Origin of the sequence: Rhizobium sp. AN80A, assembly GCF_030053015.1 — a bacterium.
In the GTDB taxonomy this organism is placed as follows: domain Bacteria; phylum Pseudomonadota; class Alphaproteobacteria; order Rhizobiales; family Rhizobiaceae; genus Rhizobium; species Rhizobium metallidurans.
The window spans coordinates 778299-797418 of sequence record NZ_JASJPX010000003.1; the positions used below are offsets into that span (position 1 = coordinate 778299).

Annotated in this window: 14 protein-coding genes and 1 pseudogene; 5 read left to right on the forward strand and 10 right to left on the reverse strand. The window is 62.7% G+C overall.

Annotated elements, in window-relative coordinates; all coding sequences use genetic code 11:
* Nucleotides 1-5: 5 nt before the first annotated feature.
* Nucleotides 6-2123, reverse strand: coding sequence for an ATP-dependent DNA helicase RecG (gene recG / locus P3R82_RS15385; RefSeq protein WP_283196354.1), 2118 nt, complete (start codon nucleotides 2121-2123; stop codon nucleotides 6-8).
* 91 nt (nucleotides 2124-2214) lie between these two features.
* Between recG and P3R82_RS15390 the strand changes: the two genes are divergently transcribed.
* Complete coding sequence (locus tag P3R82_RS15390) at nucleotides 2215-2529, forward strand: succinate dehydrogenase assembly factor 2 (protein ID WP_283194467.1); 315 nt, start codon at nucleotides 2215-2217, stop codon at nucleotides 2527-2529.
* A complete protein-coding gene (gene mfd, locus P3R82_RS15395; protein WP_283194468.1) occupies nucleotides 2529-6029 on the forward strand; it encodes a transcription-repair coupling factor in 3501 nt (1166 codons plus the stop codon). Before P3R82_RS15390 ends, mfd begins: the two co-directional genes overlap by 1 nt.
* Before the next feature lie 160 nt (nucleotides 6030-6189).
* Here the strand turns inward: mfd and P3R82_RS15405 are convergent.
* Together P3R82_RS15405 and P3R82_RS15410 are read right to left on the reverse strand one after the other, a co-directional pair.
* A pseudogene (locus P3R82_RS15405) lies at nucleotides 6190-6862 on the reverse strand (DsbA family oxidoreductase).
* Nucleotides 6863-6999: 137 nt separating this feature from the next.
* Complete coding sequence (locus P3R82_RS15410; RefSeq protein WP_283194471.1) at nucleotides 7000-8805, reverse strand: extracellular solute-binding protein; 1806 nt, start codon at nucleotides 8803-8805, stop codon at nucleotides 7000-7002.
* A 269-nt stretch (nucleotides 8806-9074) separates the two neighbouring features.
* Between P3R82_RS15410 and P3R82_RS15415 the strand changes: the two genes are divergently transcribed.
* A complete protein-coding gene (locus P3R82_RS15415) occupies nucleotides 9075-9728 on the forward strand; it encodes an invasion associated locus B family protein (RefSeq protein WP_283194472.1) in 654 nt (217 codons plus the stop codon).
* A gap of 143 nt (nucleotides 9729-9871) precedes the next feature.
* On the opposite strand, the gene hspQ is transcribed toward P3R82_RS15415, so the two are convergent.
* The 3 genes from hspQ to P3R82_RS15430 form a co-directional block, all read right to left on the reverse strand.
* Nucleotides 9872-10201 carry a heat shock protein HspQ gene (hspQ, locus tag P3R82_RS15420; RefSeq protein WP_183901851.1) on the reverse strand — a complete coding sequence of 110 codons (330 nt, stop codon included), beginning with the start codon at nucleotides 10199-10201 and terminating at the stop codon, nucleotides 9872-9874.
* Nucleotides 10202-10352: 151 nt separating this feature from the next.
* On the reverse strand, nucleotides 10353-11762 hold the full coding sequence (gene glnA, locus P3R82_RS15425) for a type I glutamate--ammonia ligase (RefSeq protein ID WP_018900557.1): 1410 nt from the start codon (nucleotides 11760-11762) through the stop codon (nucleotides 10353-10355).
* A gap of 53 nt (nucleotides 11763-11815) precedes the next feature.
* On the reverse strand, nucleotides 11816-12154 hold the full coding sequence (locus P3R82_RS15430) for a P-II family nitrogen regulator (protein WP_018900556.1): 339 nt from the start codon (nucleotides 12152-12154) through the stop codon (nucleotides 11816-11818).
* A 342-nt stretch (nucleotides 12155-12496) separates the two neighbouring features.
* Here P3R82_RS15430 and P3R82_RS15435 point away from each other — a divergent pair, with 342 nt between their 5' ends.
* The gene (locus P3R82_RS15435; protein WP_283194473.1) at nucleotides 12497-13972 is read left to right on the forward strand and encodes an NAD(P)H-hydrate dehydratase; all 1476 of its coding nucleotides are present in this window, start codon (nucleotides 12497-12499) and stop codon (nucleotides 13970-13972) included.
* Between the two features lie 16 nt (nucleotides 13973-13988).
* On the opposite strand, the gene P3R82_RS15440 is transcribed toward P3R82_RS15435, so the two are convergent.
* The 4 genes from P3R82_RS15440 to uvrA are packed head-to-tail and all read right to left on the reverse strand — an operon-like array spanning nucleotide 13989 to nucleotide 18296.
* Nucleotides 13989-14795: a DUF72 domain-containing protein gene (locus P3R82_RS15440; RefSeq protein WP_283194474.1), complete on the reverse strand. Its 807-nt coding sequence runs from the start codon at nucleotides 14793-14795 to the stop codon at nucleotides 13989-13991.
* Nucleotides 14792-15055: a hypothetical protein gene (locus P3R82_RS15445; protein WP_283194475.1), complete on the reverse strand. Its 264-nt coding sequence runs from the start codon at nucleotides 15053-15055 to the stop codon at nucleotides 14792-14794. The genes P3R82_RS15440 and P3R82_RS15445 overlap by 4 nt, the downstream gene beginning before the upstream one ends.
* Nucleotides 15052-15378 (reverse strand): DUF4258 domain-containing protein, encoded by a 327-nt coding sequence (locus P3R82_RS15450; RefSeq protein ID WP_283194476.1) that lies wholly within the window; start codon nucleotides 15376-15378, stop codon nucleotides 15052-15054. The genes P3R82_RS15445 and P3R82_RS15450 overlap by 4 nt, the downstream gene beginning before the upstream one ends.
* A complete protein-coding gene (gene uvrA / locus P3R82_RS15455) occupies nucleotides 15375-18296 on the reverse strand; it encodes an excinuclease ABC subunit UvrA (protein ID WP_283194477.1) in 2922 nt (973 codons plus the stop codon). The genes P3R82_RS15450 and uvrA overlap by 4 nt, the downstream gene beginning before the upstream one ends.
* A 249-nt stretch (nucleotides 18297-18545) precedes the next feature.
* Here uvrA and P3R82_RS15460 point away from each other — a divergent pair, with 249 nt between their 5' ends.
* Entirely contained in the window at nucleotides 18546-19106 is a 561-nt protein-coding gene (locus P3R82_RS15460; RefSeq protein WP_047512240.1) for a single-stranded DNA-binding protein, read from the forward strand.
* Nucleotides 19107-19120 lie beyond the last annotated feature (14 nt).

Genomic DNA, 19120 nt, shown 5'->3' on the forward strand with positions numbered 1-19120 from the left:
GGCGGTCAGCCTGCGTGGAGGAAGCGGATCGCTTCGTCGCGGCGGAAGAGATAGAGCAGGGTGCGTACCGCATTGCCCCTTTCGGACGTCAGTTCCGGATCACGCTCGATCAGATAGGCCGCATCCTTGCGGGCGATCTCCAGCAAATCGGCGTGTGCCTCTAGGCTTGCAATCCTGAAGCCCGGGGTTCCCGACTGCCGCGTTCCCAACAGTTCGCCTTCGCCGCGTAGTTTCAGATCCTCTTCGGCGATCCTGAAGCCGTCTTCCGTGTCGCGCATGATCGTGAGACGCGCGTGGCCGGTTTCACCGAGCGGACCGCGATAGAGCAGGATGCAGGTCGATGCCTCGTCGCCGCGCCCGACGCGGCCGCGCAGCTGGTGCAGCTGTGCCAGACCGAAACGTTCGGCATGTTCGATGACCATGATCGTCGCATCGGGGACGTCGACGCCGACCTCGACCACGGTGGTCGCCACAAGGAGGCGGATCTCGCCCGATTTGAAGGCCATCATGATCGCGTCCTTCTCCGAGCCGCTCATGCGGCCGTGGATCAGGCCGACCTGGCTTCCGATCGCGCGCCCGAGCGCCGAGACCAGCGTGGCGTGGCGTTCTTCGACCGACATCAGGTCGCTCTCTTCGGATTCCTCGACCAGCGGGCAGATCCAGTAGGCCTTCTTGCCGTCGGCGAGCGCCGCCTTCAGGCGGCTGACGATATCGCCGATGCGTTCGGTGGGGATGGTGATCGTCTGGATCGGCTTGCGGCCGGCGGGTTTCTCGGTGAGCTTGGAGACGTCCATGTCGCCGAAGGCGGCAAGCACCAGCGTGCGCGGAATCGGCGTGGCGGTCATGACCAGCATATGGGGCGTGATGCCCTTGGCGGTCAGGCGCAGGCGCTGGTGGACACCGAAGCGGTGCTGCTCGTCGACGACAGCCAGCATCAGGTTCTTGTAGTTGACGGTATCCTGGAACAGCGCGTGGGTGCCGATGACGATCTGGGCCTCGCCCGAGGCGATGCGCTCAAGGATTTCGTCGCGTTCCTTGCCCTTGGTGCGGCCGGTCAGCACTTCGATGCGGATGCCGGCGGCGGCCGTGTATTTGGCGATGGTCGCGTGGTGCTGGCGGGCGAGGATTTCGGTCGGCGCCATCAAGACGGCCTGGCCACCGCTTTCGATGACGGCAGCCATCGCCATCAACGCCACCAGCGTCTTGCCGGAGCCGACATCGCCCTGCAGCAGCCGCAGCATGCGGTCTTCGCCGGCCATGTCCTTCAGGATCTGCGCGATAGCCTCGGTCTGGCTGCCGGTCGGCGAAAAGGGCAGGGCCTCGAGGATCTGGCGGCTGAGGTGGCCCGTCGCATGCACCGGCTGGCCGGCGACCTTGCGCAATCGCTGGCGCACCAGCGCCAGAGACAGCTGGCCGGCCAGGAACTCGTCATAGGCAAGGCGGCGGCGGGCAGGCGCCTGCGGGTCGATGTCGGCGGGGTCGCGCGGCTCGTGCAGGCCGTGGAAGGCATCGGCGGTCGAGGGCAGGCCCTGCTTTTGGGCCAACGCCGCATCGATCCATTCGGGGAACTCGGGCGTCTTCGGCAGCGCGGCTTCGATGATCTTGCGCAGCGTCTTCGGCGAAAGACCCGCCGTCAGCGGATAGATCGGCTCGACCAGCGGCAGGTTTTCCGCTTCGCTGGCTTTGACGATGTAATCCGGGTGCACCATCGAGGCGCGGCCGTTGAACCAGTCGATCTTGCCGCTGACGGTCACCTCTTCGTCGAGAGGCAGCTGCTTCTCCAGCCATGTCGACTGGCCACGGAAGAAGACGAGCGTCAGTTCGCCGGTCTCGTCATGCAGGAAGACGCGGTAGGGGATGTTGCTCTTCTTGTTCGGCGGCGGCTGGTGGCGGTCGACGCGGCCGGTGATGGTCACGATGGCTCCCTGCGGCGCGCGCGCGATGCCCGGCTGGTTGCGCCGGTCGATCAGCGAGTGCGGCGCGTGGAAGAGCAGATCGACGACGCGGCAATCCTCCGGCGTCTCGCGGCCGAAGAGCTTGGCGAGCAGTTCGGCGATCTTCGGGCCGACGCCGGGCAGGCCGGAGACGGAGGAGAACAGCGGATCGAGAATGGCGGGGCGCATGCCGGCAAAATGCGACGAACAATGCGTGCTTGGCAAGGCTGACAAGCCGCTTTCGAGGGTCTATAGAGGCGCATCAACAGGAAGCTATGCCATGACAGGTGTCACACTCTCGAGCGCCGATCTCGATCCCCGCCGCCGCCGGATACTGTTCCGCTGCTGGCATCGCGGCATCCGCGAGATGGATCTGGTGTTCGGACAGTTCGCCGAGCGCGAGATCGCCGGCCTCTCGGATGCGGAACTCGACGAGTTCGAGACGATCATGGCGGAAGAGGACAACGATCTGGTGCGCTGGATCATGGGAACATGGCCGACGCCTGAGCGTTTCCAGACACCGATGTTCGAGCGCCTGTGCGCCTACAAGCCCGATTTCGAGTACCCCGCCGACAGCCTGCCCAGGAATGGATGATGATCCCCGGTTTTGATGCGAAGAAGCTGACGGCGCTGAACGTGCCGCTGACGATAGGCAATGTGCCCGCCGGACTGGAGCCGATGCTGCTGGCGGAGCTTGCCCGCGCCGGTGCGCCGGTTGCCTACGTGCTCTCGGACGGGCAGCGCATGGCCGATCTGGAGCAGATGCTCGGTTTCGTCGCGCCCGATATTCCGGTTCTGACGCTGCCGGCCTGGGACTGTCTGCCCTACGACCGCGTGTCACCGAGCGCAGACACCTCCGCGCGCAGGCTCGCCGCACTCGGCGGGCTGATCGCGCATCGCAAGAAGCCGCATGCGGCGATCGTGCTGGTAACCGTCAATGCGATGCTACAGAAGGTGGCGCCGCAGGATGTGATCGAGAGCCTGACGTTTTCGGCGCGGCCGGGCAATCAGGTGCGGATGGACGACATCGCCGGACGGCTGGAGCGCAATGGCTTCGACCGCGTCGCCACGGTGCGCGAAGTCGGCGAATACGCGGTGCGCGGCGGTATTCTCGATGTCTTCGTGCCGGGCTCTGAGGAGCCGGTGCGGCTCGATTTCTTCGGCGACACACTTGAGAGCATCCGCAGCTTCGATCCGGCCAGCCAGCGCACGACGGGGCAGGTGCGCTCGCTCGACCTCAATCCGATGAGCGAAGTGACGCTGACACCAGATACGATCAGCCGCTTCCGCAAGAATTATCTCTCGACCTTCGGTGCCGCCACCCGCGACGACGCTCTTTATCTGGCGATCTCGGAGGGGCGGCGCTATCCTGGGATGGAGCACTGGCTGCCGCTGTTCTACGACCAGCTGGAGACGGTGTTCGACTATCTCAAGGGCTTCCGCTTGGTCACCGACCACACGGTGCGGGAAGCCGCCGAGGAGCGCTCGAAGCTGGTCTTCGACTATTACGACGCGCGTCTGAATTCGGGCAAGCCGGTGAAGGGCATGTCGCAGGGCACGCCCTACAAGCCCGTGGTGCCCGGCCAGCTCTATCTCGACGGCAAGACGTTCTCGGCGACGCTCGACGCCTTCGATGCGATGCGGATCACGCCGTTCAGCGAGCATGAGGGCGAGGCGCGCCGCGTCGTCAATCTCGATGCCCGCCAGGGCGAGCGCTGGGCGCGGCCGAGTGCCGAGGGCGGCGGCAATGCCGAGCGCGTCAACGTGTTCGACGTCGTCGTCAAGCACATCGCCGACAGGCGGGCGAGCGGCGCCAAGGTGCTGATCACCGCCTGGACCGAGGGATCGCTGGAGCGGCTGCTGCAGGTTCTTTCCGAGCATGGGCTGGCGCGCGTGAAGCCGATCGCGGCATTGAAGGAGATCGACAGGCTCGAACAGGGCGAGGCGGCAGCCGGCGTCTACAGCCTGGAGACGGGCTTCGAGGTCGGCAATCTCGTCGTCATCGGCGAGCAGGACATTCTCGGCGACCGCATGGTGCGCCGCTCGAAGCGCCGCAAGCGGGCGGCCGACTTCATCTCCGAGGTCGCGGGTCTCGACGAGGGCTCCGTCGTGGTCCACGCCGAGCACGGCATCGGCCGCTTCATCGGTCTCAGCACCATCCAGGCGGCCGGCGCGCAGCATGCGTGTCTGGAGCTGCAATATGCCGACGAGGCGAAGCTGTTCCTTCCCGTCGAAAACATCGACCTCCTGTCGCGCTATGGCGGCGAGGGGACGGAGGCACAGCTCGACAAGCTCGGCGGCGGCGCATGGCAGATGCGCAAGGCCAAGCTCAAGAAGCGCCTTCTCGACATGGCGGACGGCCTGATCCGCATCGCCGCCGAGCGGCTGACGCGGCATGCGCCTGTTCTGACGACGCCTGAGGGGCTCTACGACGAGTTCGCCGCGCGCTTCCCCTATGACGAGACGGAAGATCAGGACAACGCCATCGAGGCAGTGCGCTCGGATCTCGGCGCCGGACGGCCGATGGATCGCCTCGTCTGTGGCGACGTCGGCTTCGGCAAGACCGAGGTGGCATTGCGCGCGGCCTTCGTGGCTGCGATGAACGGCATACAGGTCGCGGTCGTGGTGCCGACGACGCTGTTGTCGCGCCAGCATTTCAAGACTTTCGCCGAGCGGTTCCGGGGTCTGCCGGTGCGCGTGGCGCAGGCCTCACGCCTCGTCGGCTCGAAGGAGCTGGCGCTGACCAAGAAGGAAGTGGCCGAGGGCAAGACCGATATCGTCGTCGGCACGCATGCGCTGCTCGGCTCCGGCATCAAGTTCGCCAATCTCGGCCTGCTGATCATCGATGAGGAGCAGCATTTCGGTGTCAAGCACAAGGAGCGGCTGAAGGAGCTGAAGAGCGACGTTCACGTTCTCACGCTATCGGCGACGCCGATCCCGCGCACGCTGCAGCTGGCGATGACGGGTGTGCGCGAACTGTCGCTGATCACCACGCCGCCGGTCGACCGCATGGCGGTGCGCACCTTCATCTCGCCGTTCGATTCGCTGGTGATCCGCGAGACGCTGATGCGCGAGCATTATCGCGGTGGCCAGAGCTTTTATGTCTGCCCGCGGCTGGCTGATCTCGAGGAGGTTCACGCCTTCCTGCAGTCCGATCTGCCGGAACTGAAGGTTGCCATCGCGCATGGCCAGATGCCGCCGGGCGAGCTCGAGGACATCATGAACGCCTTCTACGAAGGGCGTTACGACGTGCTGTTGTCGACGACGATCGTCGAATCCGGTCTCGACGTGCCGACGGCCAATACGCTGATCGTGCACCGCGCCGACATGTTCGGCCTGGCGCAGCTCTACCAGCTGCGTGGCCGCGTCGGCCGCTCCAAGGTGCGCGCCTTCGCGCTGTTCACGCTGCCTGTCAACAAGGTGCTGACGGCGACGGCGGAGCGCCGGCTGAAGGTGCTGCAGTCGCTCGATACGCTCGGTGCCGGGTTCCAGCTCGCTAGCCACGACCTCGACATTCGCGGTGCGGGCAACCTGCTCGGCGAGGAGCAGTCCGGCCATATCAAGGAGGTCGGCTTCGAGCTCTACCAGCAGATGCTGGAAGAGGCGGTGGCCGAGGTGAAGGGCGTCGACGAGATCCAGGATACCGGCTGGTCGCCGCAGATCTCGGTGGGCACGTCGGTGATGATCCCCGACGGCTACGTGCCGGACCTGCATCTGCGCATGGCGCTCTACCGGCGCCTCGGCGAGATCACCGAGCTCAAGGAGATCGATGCCTTCGGCGCCGAGATGATCGACCGCTTCGGGCCGATGCCGATCGAGGTCCAGCATCTCTTGAAGATCGTCTACGTCAAGTCGCTCTGCCGTATCGCCAATGTCGAGAAGGTGGATGCCGGGCCGAAGGGCGTGGTCATCCAGTTCCGCAACAGGGAGTTCCCGAACCCCGGCAATCTGGTGGGCTATATCGCCAAGCAGGGCTCGATGGCGAAGATCCGCCCCGACCACAGCGTGTTTCTGACCCGCGACCTGCCGACGCCGGAAAAGCGGCTGCAGGGAGCGGCCGTGATCATGACGCAGCTTGCCGAGCTGGCGAAGTAGGACGGATCACCACTCTCCTCATCCCGGCCTTCTGCCGGGATCCAGCAGGCCCAAGTCCTTGGGCCGTAAGAGTCTTTTCGCCGCGCGGACGCGCGTCGGCTGGATTCCTGTGACATCGCCCGAGCGAAGCTTGGGCACAGGAATGAGGGAGCAGCGGAATTCAGTTCATACCGGCGCGGGCTTCGGCCTTGGCCTTGGCGATATCGCGCAGCGCGCCGGCGATGACATCAGGCGTCTGGGCGCCGCTGACGGCGTATTGCTGGTCGAAGATGAAGAAGGGCACGCCGTTGACGCCCATCTTCTGCGCCGATTCTGATTTCCTCGACGACGAGGACCTTGTCGGCATCCGAGGCGAGCAGGGAGGTGGTCACGGCGCGGTCGAGGCCGGCCTTCTCGGCGATGTCGAGCAGAACGGCGTGATCGCCGACATTCAGGCCTTCCTCGAAATTCGCCTTGAACAGGCCATTGACCACGCGATCGGCCTTGTCGCGATCCTCGATCATTGCCCAATGAATGAGGCGGTGGGCGTCGAGCGTGTTCGGGCCGATCTTGATGGCATCGAAATTGAAATTGATTCCGACCTCACGACCGAGCTCGGTCAGCATCTTGTGTCCCTCAGCGACACGCTCAGCACCGCCGAGCTTCTTCTCGAGCGCTGCCTTCTGGTCGACGCCTTCCGGCGGATAGTCGGGATTGAGCCGATAGGGGCGCCAGTTGATGTCGACGCCGACTTCGTCCTGAACCTCCGATATCGCCAGCTCTAGCCTGGCCTTGCCGAGATAGCACCAGGGGCAGACGACATCCGATACGACGTCGATGACAATGCGTTCCATTGGCTTTCCTTTCCGGGTTGCGGCCGGGACTGCTGATTGAGATGATGGCCCTGACGCCATTTTCGGACGCCGCGGTTTGAAGCCATCTAGTCTCTGAGGACGCTCAGTTCAACCAGGCAGGAAAAGAGAACCACCTGTTACTGGACGCTCTGGTCCCACCATGCCGGCAGCTGGTAGCCGTAAAGCGGCACCGTGTCGGGACGGCCGATGCGCTTGCTGCGAGCGACCCACTGGTTGTTGACGTGATAGAGCGGCAGCACATAGTGCCCCGACAGGAGCATGCGGTCATGCGCGCGGACGGCGGCGGTGAAGTCCTCCGCGGAGCGGGACGTCAGGATGTTCTGGATCAGCTTGTCGACATCCGGGTCCGCGACGCCGGCGAAATTGTCGGTGCCATCGCGGTCGCGTGAGGCCGACGACCAGCGGCCGACCTGCTCGATGCCTGGAGACAGCGACGAGGTGAAGGATTTGACGATGACGTCGTAGTCGAAGGTGTTCGTACGGCTCTGATACTGCGAATCATCCACGGTGCGGATGGAGACGCTGATGCCGAGCAACTGCAACGATCGCTGGAAGGAGACGGCGAGTTTCTCCTGATCGGTGTTCTGCGTCATGATCTCGAAGGCCAGCGGCCGGTCGTTGGCGTCGCTCATCCTGCCGTTCTTGATCGTGTAGCCGGCCTCCTTCAGTATAGCGGCGGCTTGCTTCAGCACATTGCGGTCACGCCCGGAGCCATCCGTGACCGGAAGCTTGTAGGTGCCATCGAGGATGGCGGGATCGATACGATCCTTGATCGGGCCGAGCAGCTTCAGTTCGCGCTCGTCGGCGGGGACGCCGAAGCTGGAAAGACCGGAGTTCTGCCAGTAGCTCTGCGTCCTGATATAGGCGCTGGAGAAAAGGTTCTTGTTGGCCCATTCGAAGTCGAAGATCAGCGACAGGCCCTCGCGCAGCTTCACGTCGGCGAAGAGCGGCCGGCGGGTGTTGAAGACGAAGCCGAACATGCCCGAAGGCAGCTTGGGCTGGAAGGTGTCCTTGACGACGTCGCCTGACGTGACCGCCGGAAAATTATAGGCGCTGGCCCAGTGGCCGGGGCTGCCATCGGGATAGACGTCGATATCGCCCTTCTTGAACGATTCGAACAGTGTCGTGTCCTGCAGGAAATACTGGACGGTGATCTGGTCGTAATTGTCGAGGCCGACCTTGGCCGGGACATCCTTGCCCCAATAGTTCGGATCGCGCTCGAAGGTGATGCTTTCGCCGGGTTTCAGCGACTTGATCTTGTAGGGGCCGGAGCCGATCGGCGGCTTCAGCGTCGAGCGGTCGAAATTCTCCGCGTCGATCGCGTGCCTGGGGAGAATCGGCGTCGAGCCGGCGAGAATCAGCGGGAATTCGCGGTCGGCCTTGTCGTTGAAGGTGAAGCGGACGCTGTTGTCGCCGACCTTCTCCATTTTCTCGACGGCATTGAGGCGCGTGCTGAACGGCACGCGGCCTTTCTCCTTTAGGATATTGAAGGAGAAGATCACATCCTCGGGCGTCACCGGCTGGCCATCCGACCATCTGGCGGCGGGGTTCAGATTGAACTGGATATAGGTTCGGTCGTCGTCCCACTCGACGGATTGGGCGAGCAGGCCATAGAGCGTGAATGGCTCGTCGCGCGAGCGCAGCATCAGCGTCTCATAGACAAGGTTGCCATATTCCGGGTCCCACATGCCGCGGGCGGTCGTGCGCATGCTCTTCAGGATGAACGGGTTCAGGTTGTCGTAGGTGCCGACGACGCCATAGGAGATCTTCCCGCCCTTCTTCACATCCGGATTGACGTAGGGAAGGTTCTTGAAATCCTGGGGCAGGGCGGGCGCGCCGTGCATCGCGATGCCGGTCACGGGCTCGGCAAGTGCTGTGCCGCAAACGAGAGCGAAGGCAACGGGGAGAACGATCCGGAGCATAGTCGAAATCCTTTCCGGAAAACGGCGCGATCTCGCGCGAAGACTATCATGCGCGCGGCCCGATTCACCATCCACGGCGAATTCTTTCGGGCGACACGCAAAACGCCAAAGAAACACTGGAAATCTCCGACAACGCGATGTAACAGGGACCCCGAAGTCGGGGGGTCATGCATTTGCCTTATTGTTTTAAGAGGTCAGATGCGAACAACCCTGTTGGTGAGGATGGCATATCGGCTGTCCCAACGGGATATCAGGAGACGGAATTCGTTATGATGTTCAAGTCTGAAAAGAAAACACGGGCAGCCCTGTCCGTTATGGCAGTGATGCTTGGCGCCTCTATGGCTCCGGTGTCTTCTTTCGCGCAGGATGCATCGGCCGATGCCGCAAGCCAGGCCCCGGGCGCTCCGCGCCTTGGCTGGTACAAGACCTGCAGCAAGCAGCAGGACAACGACGTTTGCGTCGTCCAGAACGTCGTTCTGGCAACCGGCGGTCAGCTCGTTACCGGCGTTGGCCTCATTTCGGTTTCCGGCAAGGTCAACAACAAGAGCCTGCAGGTTTCTGTTCCGCCGGCACGTCTCATTCCTCCGGGTATCGGCATGCAGATCGACGGCGGCAAGCCGCAGAAGATCGACTATCTGATGTGCATGCCCGATCGTTGCGTCGCTCAGATTCCGCTGACGGATGCCATGGTCGCCAGCCTGAAGAAGGGCACCGACCTGATCCTGACCTCGGTCAACTTCCGCCGTGCGCCGAACCCGATCAAGATTTCGCTTGAAGGCTTCACCGGCGCATTCGACGGCGAAGCGGTTTCCGCTTCCAAGCTCGCCGAGAGCCAGAAGAGCCTGCAGGACAGCATGCAGAAGAAGGCCGACGAAGCGCGCAAGAAGCTTGAAGACGCCCAGAAGGCCGCCAAGGCTCAGTAATGCCAGAGGCTCGGTAATGTCTAGCCCTAAGGATTTTCGAGAAACCCGGCTTCGCGCCGGGTTTTTTGTTGCCTGCAATCCGGATCGCATCCAAAGAAAAACCCCGCTGGGTGAGCGGGGTTTTGAAATGGATATGCAGCGGCTTAGTGGGTGAAGCTCATCTTGGGTTTGAACTGCCCCGTCGGTGCCATATCGAAAATCTGGTAGACCTGTTCATTGCGAAGCGGCTCTCCGCTTTCGTCATTCATCAGGTTCTGTTCGGATACGTAGGCGACGTATTCGTTGTCTTCGTTTTCGGCGAGCAAGTGGTAGAAGGGCTGGTCCTTGCTGGGGCGCACGTCGGCGGGAATAGAATTCCACCATTCTTCCGTATTCGCGAATTCCGGATCGACATCGAAGATGACGCCGCGAAACGGAAATACCTTGTGCCGAACCACTTCGCCGATACTGAACTTAGCTAGTCTTTCTTTCATGGTACGACTTCCTTTCATCACCTGATTTGGTGATTGGTCTCACCCAAATCAAGATTTGTGCGAGAACTCGTCACATGAGTGTCACATTCGCGCGCGGCGTCCGCGACATCTGGCAGGCGAAAGCCCCGGCGAACCGGGGCTTTCCAAGGGCTTATGCCGAGTAGTACATGTCGTATTCGACCGGATGCGGGGTCATGTCGTAGCGCATGACCTCGATCATCTTCAGCTCGATGAAGCTATCGATCTGGTCGTCGTCGAAGACGCCGCCGGCGGTCAGGAACTTGCGGTCCTTGTCCAGGCTTTCCAGCGCTTCGCGGAGCGATCCGCAAACCGTCGGGATCTTCTTCAGCTCCTTCGGCGGCAGGTCGTAGAGATCCTTGTCCATGGCCTTGCCGGGATGGATCTTGTTCTTGATGCCATCGAGGCCAGCCATCAGCATGGCGGCGAAGGCGAGGTAGGGGTTCGCCATCGGGTCCGGGAAGCGGACTTCGACGCGCTTTGCCTTCGGGTTGCTGCCGAACGGAATGCGGCACGAGGCGGAACGGTTGCGCGCCGAATAGGCGAGCAGAACCGGTGCTTCATAGCCCGGGACGAGACGCTTGTAGGAGTTCGTCGACGGGTTGGTGAAGGCGTTCAGCGCCTTGGCGTGCTTGATGATGCCGCCGATGAAGTAGAGGCAGCTCTCGGAGAGGCCCGCATATTCATCGCCCGCGAAGCTCGGCTTGCCGCTCTTCCAGATCGACATGTGGACGTGCATGCCCGAGCCGTTGTCGCCGAAGATCGGCTTCGGCATGAAGGTTGCCGTCTTGCCGTAGGCATTGGCGACCTGGTGCACGACGTACTTGTAGATCTGCATCTTGTCGGCGTTGCGGACGAGCGTGTCGAACTTGATGCCGAGCTCGTGCTGGGCGGCCGCCACTTCGTGGTGGTGCTTTTCGACGACGACGCCCATTTCCGACAGGACGGTCAGCATCTCGGAGCGCATGTCCTGGCAGCTGTCGATCGGCGGAACCGGGAAATAGCCGCCCTTGACGCGCGGACGGTGGCCGAGGTTGCCGGTCTCGTATTCGGTGTCGTCGTTGGACGGCAGTTCGGTGGAATCGAGCTTGAAGCCGGTGTTGTAGGGATCGGCCTTGTAGCGAACGTCGTCGAAGATGAAGAACTCGGCTTCGGGGCCGACGAAGACGGTGTCGCCGATGCCGGATGCCTTCAGATAGGCTTCGGCCTTCTTGGCGGTGCCGCGCGGATCGCGGTTATAGGCTTCGCCGGAGACCGGATCGAGAATGTCGCAGAGGATGACCATGGTGGACTGCGCGAAGAACGGGTCCATGTGGACCGTTTCCGTGTCGGGCATCAGCACCATGTCGGATTCGTTGATCGCCTTCCAGCCGCCGATCGAGGAGCCGTCGAACATGACGCCATCGGCGAACATGTCTTCATCGACGCAAACGACGTCCATCGTGACGTGCTGCAGCTTGCCCTTGGGATCGGTAAAGCGCAGGTCAACAAACTTGACGTCGTTATCCTTGATTTGCTTGAGGATTTCGCTTGCGGTCGCCATAAAATGGTTCCTTCATTTGAGAAGACGGGACGATTGTCTCGCCTGGACCAACGTCAGATCGCGTCGACACCGGTTTCGCCGGTACGGATACGAATGACTTCTTCGATATTGGATACAAAAATTTTTCCATCGCCGATACGGCCCGTTTGCGCGGCCTTGCGGATCGCGTCGATGACGGCCTCCGCATTTTCATCGGCGAGGACGACTTCGACCTTCACCTTCGGCAGGAAATCGACGACATATTCGGCGCCACGGTACAGTTCCGTGTGACCCTTCTGGCGACCGAAGCCCTTTGCTTCCGTGACTGTGATCCCCTGCAGGCCAACTTCCTGAAGGGCTTCCTTCACTTCGTCCAGCTTGAAGGGCTTAATGATCGCTTCGATCTTTTTCATGAGAAAATGACTCTCCGCTTCTCCCGTTATAGCAGGCTCATACCCACCCCCCGATATGATGCAGTTATCGTGCCAGTTGGAAAGTGGAATCTTCGCGGAAATGGCGGCCACAGGCCGAAAGTCGAGTGATTTTCAGTAATTTCAACGATTTTTTTGTCAAAATCGGCGCGGGTTGTGCGCGAAAAGCTTAAAATTCAATCGAAATCTGGAATATTCGCGATGTCTGATGCTTTCTTTATGGTTTGGGCGCGCGGTTAAAATATATGCAAATGGCTAAATAATAAGCTTCCAGATTTTGCGCCAATCGGTTGTTTTTTAGGCGGATTCTGTTTGAATGACCGGATGGACACTCAGCTCGCCGACCTTCTCCTTACACCCGCCGAAATGACCGCCGTCGATGCCGCCGCTGCTTCCTCGGGTATCGACAGTTTTGGGCTCATGTTGCGGGCGGGCGCCGGGGTGGCAGCGACTTTTCTGCGCCACTATCCGTCGGCGAGGCGGGCTGTCGTGCTGTGCGGCCCCGGCAACAATGGTGGCGACGGCTACGTGGCGGCGCGGTGCCTTGCGGACAGCGGTGTCGAGGTGGCGCTTTTTCATCTGGGCGATCCCGCGCGATTGACGGGCGATGCCGCGCGGGCGCGCAGCCACTGGTCCGGTGTCGGCGCGCCGATCGAGGACTACAGGCCCGCGGACGGTGACGTGGTGATCGACGCGCTGTTCGGGGCCGGGTTGGCGCGGGTGGTGCCCGAGGCCGTCGGTGCCGTGATCGGTCGTATCGCCGATGCCGGCCTGCCGGTACTTGCCGTCGACCTGCCGTCGGGCATCGACGGCCGGACTGGCATGGTGCTGGGAGCGGCGTTTTCCGCCGCGCGGACGATCACCTTCATGACGCGCAAGCCGGGCCATCTGTTGATGCCGGGCCGCGAGCTTTCGGGCGTGCTCGAGGTGCTCGATATCGGCATACCCGCGCGGATCGTGCGCGGGCAGGCATCGGGCAAGCTGGCGGAGAACAGGCCGGACGCGTGGCGGCGGTGGCTCCCGTCATCGGGGCAGGAGACGCACAAGTATAAACGCGGCCACCTCGTCGTCTTCTCGGGCGAGAAGGGCAAGACGGGTGCGGCACGACTGTCGGCCATGTCCGGATTGAAGGCCGGCGCCGGGCTGGTGACGATCGTCTCGCCCGAGGATGCCATGGCGGAGAACGCGACGCATCTGACCGCCGTGATGCTGCACGGCATCGATGGGGACGCCGAGCTCGCCGATTGGCTGAAGGATGAACGGTTGCGCAGCTTCGTGCTCGGGCCGGGCTTCGGGGCCGGCCAGAAGGCGCGGGGTTTCGTGGCCGCACTTTCGCAAAGGCATCTGGTGCTGGATGCCGACGGCATAACATCGTTCCGCGATGATCCGAACGCGCTGTTCTCATTGTTCGCCGAAGGGGAGACGCGGCTGGTTCTGACGCCGCATGAGGGCGAGTTTGCGCGATTGTTTCCGGACATCGCCGCGGACCCGCGTCTCGGCAAGGCTGACAAGGCGCTGGCGGCGGCGGCGAGGGCCAATGCAGCCATCGTCTACAAGGGGCCCGACACGGTGATCGCCTCGCCGGATGGGCGAGCGTTGATCAACGCCAATGCGCCGATCTGGCTCGCCACCGCGGGATCCGGAGATGTGCTGGCGGGGATCATCGGAGCGCTGATGGCGCAGGGGCTGCCGGCCTTCGAGGCGGCGGCGGCCGGCGTCTACATGCATGGCGAAGCAGGCAGCCGCGCTGGCAAGGGGCTGACGGCGGAAGACCTCGTCAGCCAGGTGCTGCCGCTCTGACGATCTGGCAGGCTGACTACTTGCCGACCTCTTCCTGCAGCGCGATGGCGCCGAAGGGGGCGTTGACCTTGCCCTCGTGGATCATGAAGGCGAAGACGTCGCGCGGTTCGACCTTGACCTTGCGATCACTATCGATGAGCGGCAGATCATCAGGCACCTTGCCCTCGGCCCAGCTCTCCAGGCGATTGGCCCAGGCCTTGAGCTCCTTCGGCGGATAGCAGGTCCGGATGTCGTCCGAGCCCTTCTGCAGGCGCGTGTAGACGAAATCGGCGGTGACATCCGCCACCATCGGATAATCGAAATGCTCGGCGACAACAGGGGCGACGCCGTATTTCGCGAGCAGGGCCACGAACTCCGGCACCTTGAAGCTGTCGTGGCGGACTTCGACGACATGTTTTAGCGGCAGGCCATCCTGCTTCTCTGGCAAGAGCTTCAGGAAGCCCTCGAAATCCTCGGGCTCGAACTTCTTGGTCGGGGCGAACTGCCAGAGAATGGGGCCGAGATGCGGGCCGAGCTCGACGATGCCCTGGCCGAGAAAGCGCTCGACCGATTCACCGGCTTCGGAGAGGATCTTTCTGTTCGTGCTGAAGCGGCTGGCCTTCAGCGAGAAGATGAAGCCTTCAGGCACATCGGCGGCCCACTTGGCGAAGGTCTCGGGCTTCTGCGAGCTGTAATAGGTGCCGTTGACCTCGATGACCTTCAGCTGTCGGCTGGCATAGTTCAGCTCGTCCTTCTGCTTCAGGTCGGAGGGGAAGAAGTGGTTGCGCCAGGGCTCGAACGTCCAGCCGCCGATGCCGACGCGAATGGTGCCGGGTTTTGTCATGACTTCAATCCATCCTGTTCGTTTTCGCCGAAACCGATTTTCGGATAGTCGACCTCGCGCGGCACCAGACGAAAGACGCGCAGATCCTTCTCGGCACGTTCGAAATCGCGGTCACGAAGCGCGCGGCGTACGCGATCCAGCTTGCGGATATCCTCCGGGCTTACCGTCGGGGACCATTCACCACCATCGTCGCGAAGCTCCACGACGACCTCCGCGGCATATTCCCCCTCGCGAATGAGCTGCGACGCCTGTCTCGTCATTGCGGCTTCCTCCTAGTGAAATCGTCATTCCAGCGGTCTGGATCGGGAATGTATGCGGTTATCAACACCGCCGGTTCGAATGCACCTGATGGGATGCCCCAAAGCAAATGAATGGGGCGTCCCCGCTCGTCCGTCTGCAGAACCAGAACACAGGGTCCCTTGTGATAGCTCGGATACTCCTCCACGAGCACCGCTGACGCGACATCGGTCACCAACGGTTCGATCAGCAGATCGTCGTTCAGCAACTCCCGCAGCGCATGTGCCGAGACCCTGAATTTGCCGTCAGCGATCAGCACACGCACCGTGGAGAGGATATCGCTCACTCCGCCGCCTGCACCTTCTTCACCGGCCGCCGCTCCAGCAGCTCCTTCAGGAACTGGCCGGTGTAGGACCGCTTTTCCTTGACGATCGTCTCGGGCGTGCCTGAGGCCACGATCTCGCCGCCGCCGTCGCCGCCCTCGGGGCCGAAGTCGAGGACCCAGTCGGCGGTCTTGATGACTTCGAGGTTGTGCTCGATGACGACCACCGAATTGCCCTGGTTGACCAGTTCGTGCAGCATCTCCAGCAGCTTCGCCACGTCGTGGAAGTGGAGACCCGTCGTCGGCTCGTCGAGGATGTAGAGCGTGCGACCGGTCGAGCGCTTCGAGAGTTCCTTGGCGAGCTTGACGCGCTGGGCTTCGCCGCCCGACAGTGTGTTCGCCTGCTGGCCGACCTTGATGTAGCCGAGGCCGACATCGAAGAGGGCCTGCAGCTTGTCGCGCACGGCGGGGACGGCTGCGAAGAACTCGACGCCTTCCTCAACGGTCATGTCGAGCACGTCGGCGATCGACTTCTGCTTGAAGGTGACGTCGAGCGTTTCGCGGTTGTAGCGCTTGCCGTGGCAGACGTCGCAGGTGACGTAGACATCAGGCAGGAAGTGCATCTCGATCTTGATGACGCCGTCGCCCTGGCAGGCCTCGCAGCGGCCGCCCTTGACGTTGAAGGAGAAACGGCCCGGCTGGTAGCCGCGCGCCTTGGCTTCCGGCAGGCCGGCGAACCAGTCGCGGATCGGCGTGAAGGCGCCGGTATAGGTGGCGGGGTTGGAGCGCGGCGTGCGGCCGATCGGCGACTGGTCGATGTCGATGACCTTGTCGATATGCTCGAAGCCGTCGATGCGATCGTGATCGGCCGGGATTTCGCGTGCGCCCATGACGCGACGGGCGGCTGACTTGTAGAGCGTTTCGATCAGGAAGGTGGACTTGCCGCCGCCGGAGACACCGGTGACCGCCGTGAAGACGCCGAGCGGGATCGATGCCGTGACGTTCTTCAGGTTGTTGCCGCGGGCGCCGACGACCTTGATTTCCTTACCCTTCTTCACCTTGCGGCGCTCTTCGGGAACGATGACGCCGAGTTCGCCCGACAGGTATTTACCGGTCAGTGACTTCGGGTTGGCCATGATGTCCTGAGGCGTGCCGTGGGCGATGACCTGGCCGCCATGGATGCCGGCGGCGGGGCCGATATCGACGACGTCGTCGGCCTGCAGGATGGCGTCCTCGTCGTGTTCGACGACGATCACGGTGTTGCCGATGTCACGCAGGTGCTTCAGCGTTTCCAACAGGCGGGCATTGTCGCGCTGGTGCAGGCCGATCGATGGCTCGTCGAGCACGTAGAGAACGCCGGTGAGACCCGACCCGATCTGAGAGGCCAAGCGGATGCGCTGGCTTTCGCCGCCCGAGAGCGTGCCGGAGTTGCGCGAGAGGCTCAAATATTCGAGGCCGACGTCGTTCAGGAAGCGCAGGCGGTCCCTGATCTCCTTCAGGATGCGGACTGCGATCTCGTTCTGCTTGGCGTTGAAGCTGTCGGGCAGCGTTTCGAACCAGTCGCGGGCGACGCGGATCGACATGTCGGTGACCTGGCCGATATGCAGCTTGTTGACCTTCACGGCAAGCGCTTCCGGCTTCAGACGGAAGCCGCCGCAGGACGGGCAGGGTGCGGCCGACATGTAGCGCTCGATCTCCTCGCGCGCCCAGGCGCTGTCGGTTTCCTTCCAGCGGCGCTCGAGGTTGGTGATGATGCCTTCGAAATTCTTGTGCGTCGTGTAGGAGCGGGCGCCATCGACGTAGTGGAATTCGATCTTCTCCTCGGTGCCGTTGAGGATCACGTCCTGCGCCTTGGCGGAGAGGTCGTTCCAGCGGGCGCCGAGCTTGAAGCCGAAGTGCTTGCCGAGCGCTTCCAGCGTCTGGTTGTAATAGGGCGAGGACGACTTGGCCCAGGGGGCGATGGCGCCGTCGCGCAGCGTGCGCTCGGGTTCCGGCACGATCAGGTTGGCGTCGATCTTCTGCTGGGCGCCGAGGCCGTCGCAGGTCGGGCAGGCGCCGGCCGGATTGTTGAAGGAGAAGAGGCGCGGTTCGATCTCGGAGATGGTGAAGCCGGAGACCGGGCAGGCGAATTTTTCCGAGAAGAGAACGCGTTCGTGCGTCTCGTTGAGCGACTTGTTGGCGGAGCCGCCGGCGGCGGTTTCCTCGACCGGCAGTGGCTTGTCGGCGAACTCGGCGATGGCGAGGCCGTCGGCGAGCTTCAGCGAGGTCTCCAAGCTGTCGGCCAGTCGCGCCGAGACGTCGGCACGCACGACGATGCGGTCGACGACGATATCGATATCGTGCTTGTATTTCTTGTCGAGCGCGGGAGCGTCGGCGATCTCGTAGAACTGGCCGTCGATCTTGACGCGCTGGAAGCCCTTCTTCATGAGCTCCGCGAGTTCCTTCTTGTACTCGCCCTTGCGGCCGCGCACGAGTGGCGCGAGGATGAAGAGACGCGTGCCTTCCTCGAAGGCGAGGATGCGGTCGACCATCTGGCTTACGGTTTGGCTCTCGATCGGCAGGCCGGTGGCCGGCGAATAGGGAACGCCGACGCGCGCGAAGAGCAGGCGCATGTAGTCGTAGATCTCGGTGACGGTACCGACCGTCGAGCGCGGGTTGCGCGAGGTCGTCTTCTGCTCGATGGAGATCGCCGGCGACAGGCCGTCGATCTGGTCGACATCAGGCTTCTGCATCATCTCGAGGAACTGGCGGGCATAGGCCGACAGGCTCTCGACATAGCGGCGCTGGCCCTCGGCATAGATGGTGTCGAAGGCGAGCGAGGATTTGCCCGATCCCGACAGGCCCGTCATGACGATCAGCTTGTTGCGCGGCAGATCGAGGTCGATGCCCTTCAGGTTATGCTCGCGCGCGCCACGGATTGAAATCGTCTTCAGTTCGCTCATCGTCTTCTGCTTCTGTGCTGGAACAAGCCCCTTATTTAGTGATGCCGGCGGGCGAGTCGAGGCTGAATATCTTGAAGGTGCAAGGTTTTCGATTCGGTTGACACGATCATAGGGATAAAATAGAACAAATAAAGAACAAAATTCCTTGTGGATGAACCGCTATGGACGTCCATCGCACCGCCTCTATGGTTTAAGGTGCACCGATTGTTTCAAGCGCCGCCGGGCAGGGCGGCAGGTAGGGTGAAAAGTATGGCTGGCAGCGTGAACAAGGTAATTCTGATCGGAAACGTGGGTGCAGACCCCGAGATCCGTCGGACGCAGGACGGCCGGCCGATCGCCAACCTCCGCATCGCGACCTCCGAGACCTGGCGCGACCGCAATTCCGGCGAGCGTCGCGAAAAGACCGAGTGGCACACTGTCGTCGTGTTCAACGAAGGCCTGTGCAAGGTCGTCGAGCAGTATGTCAAGAAGGGCGCCAAGCTCTATATCGAAGGCGCGCTGCAGACCCGCAAGTGGCAGGACCAGCAGGGCCAGGACCGTTATTCCACGGAAGTCGTGCTGCAGGGCTTCGGCTCGACGCTGACGATGCTCGATGGACGCGGCGAAGGCGGTGGTGATCGTTCTGGCGGTGGTTACGGCGGTGGCCGTGGCGGCAATGCCGGTGGTGGTGATTTCGGCGGTGGCGGCGGTTATGGCGACGATTACGGTTCGCCTTCGCAGTCGTCGGGCCGTGGCGGCTCGGGCGGCGGTTCGTCTTCCGGCGGTGGCGGTAATTTCTCGCGCGACCTCGACGACGATATTCCGTTTTGATCGGACGACAGACC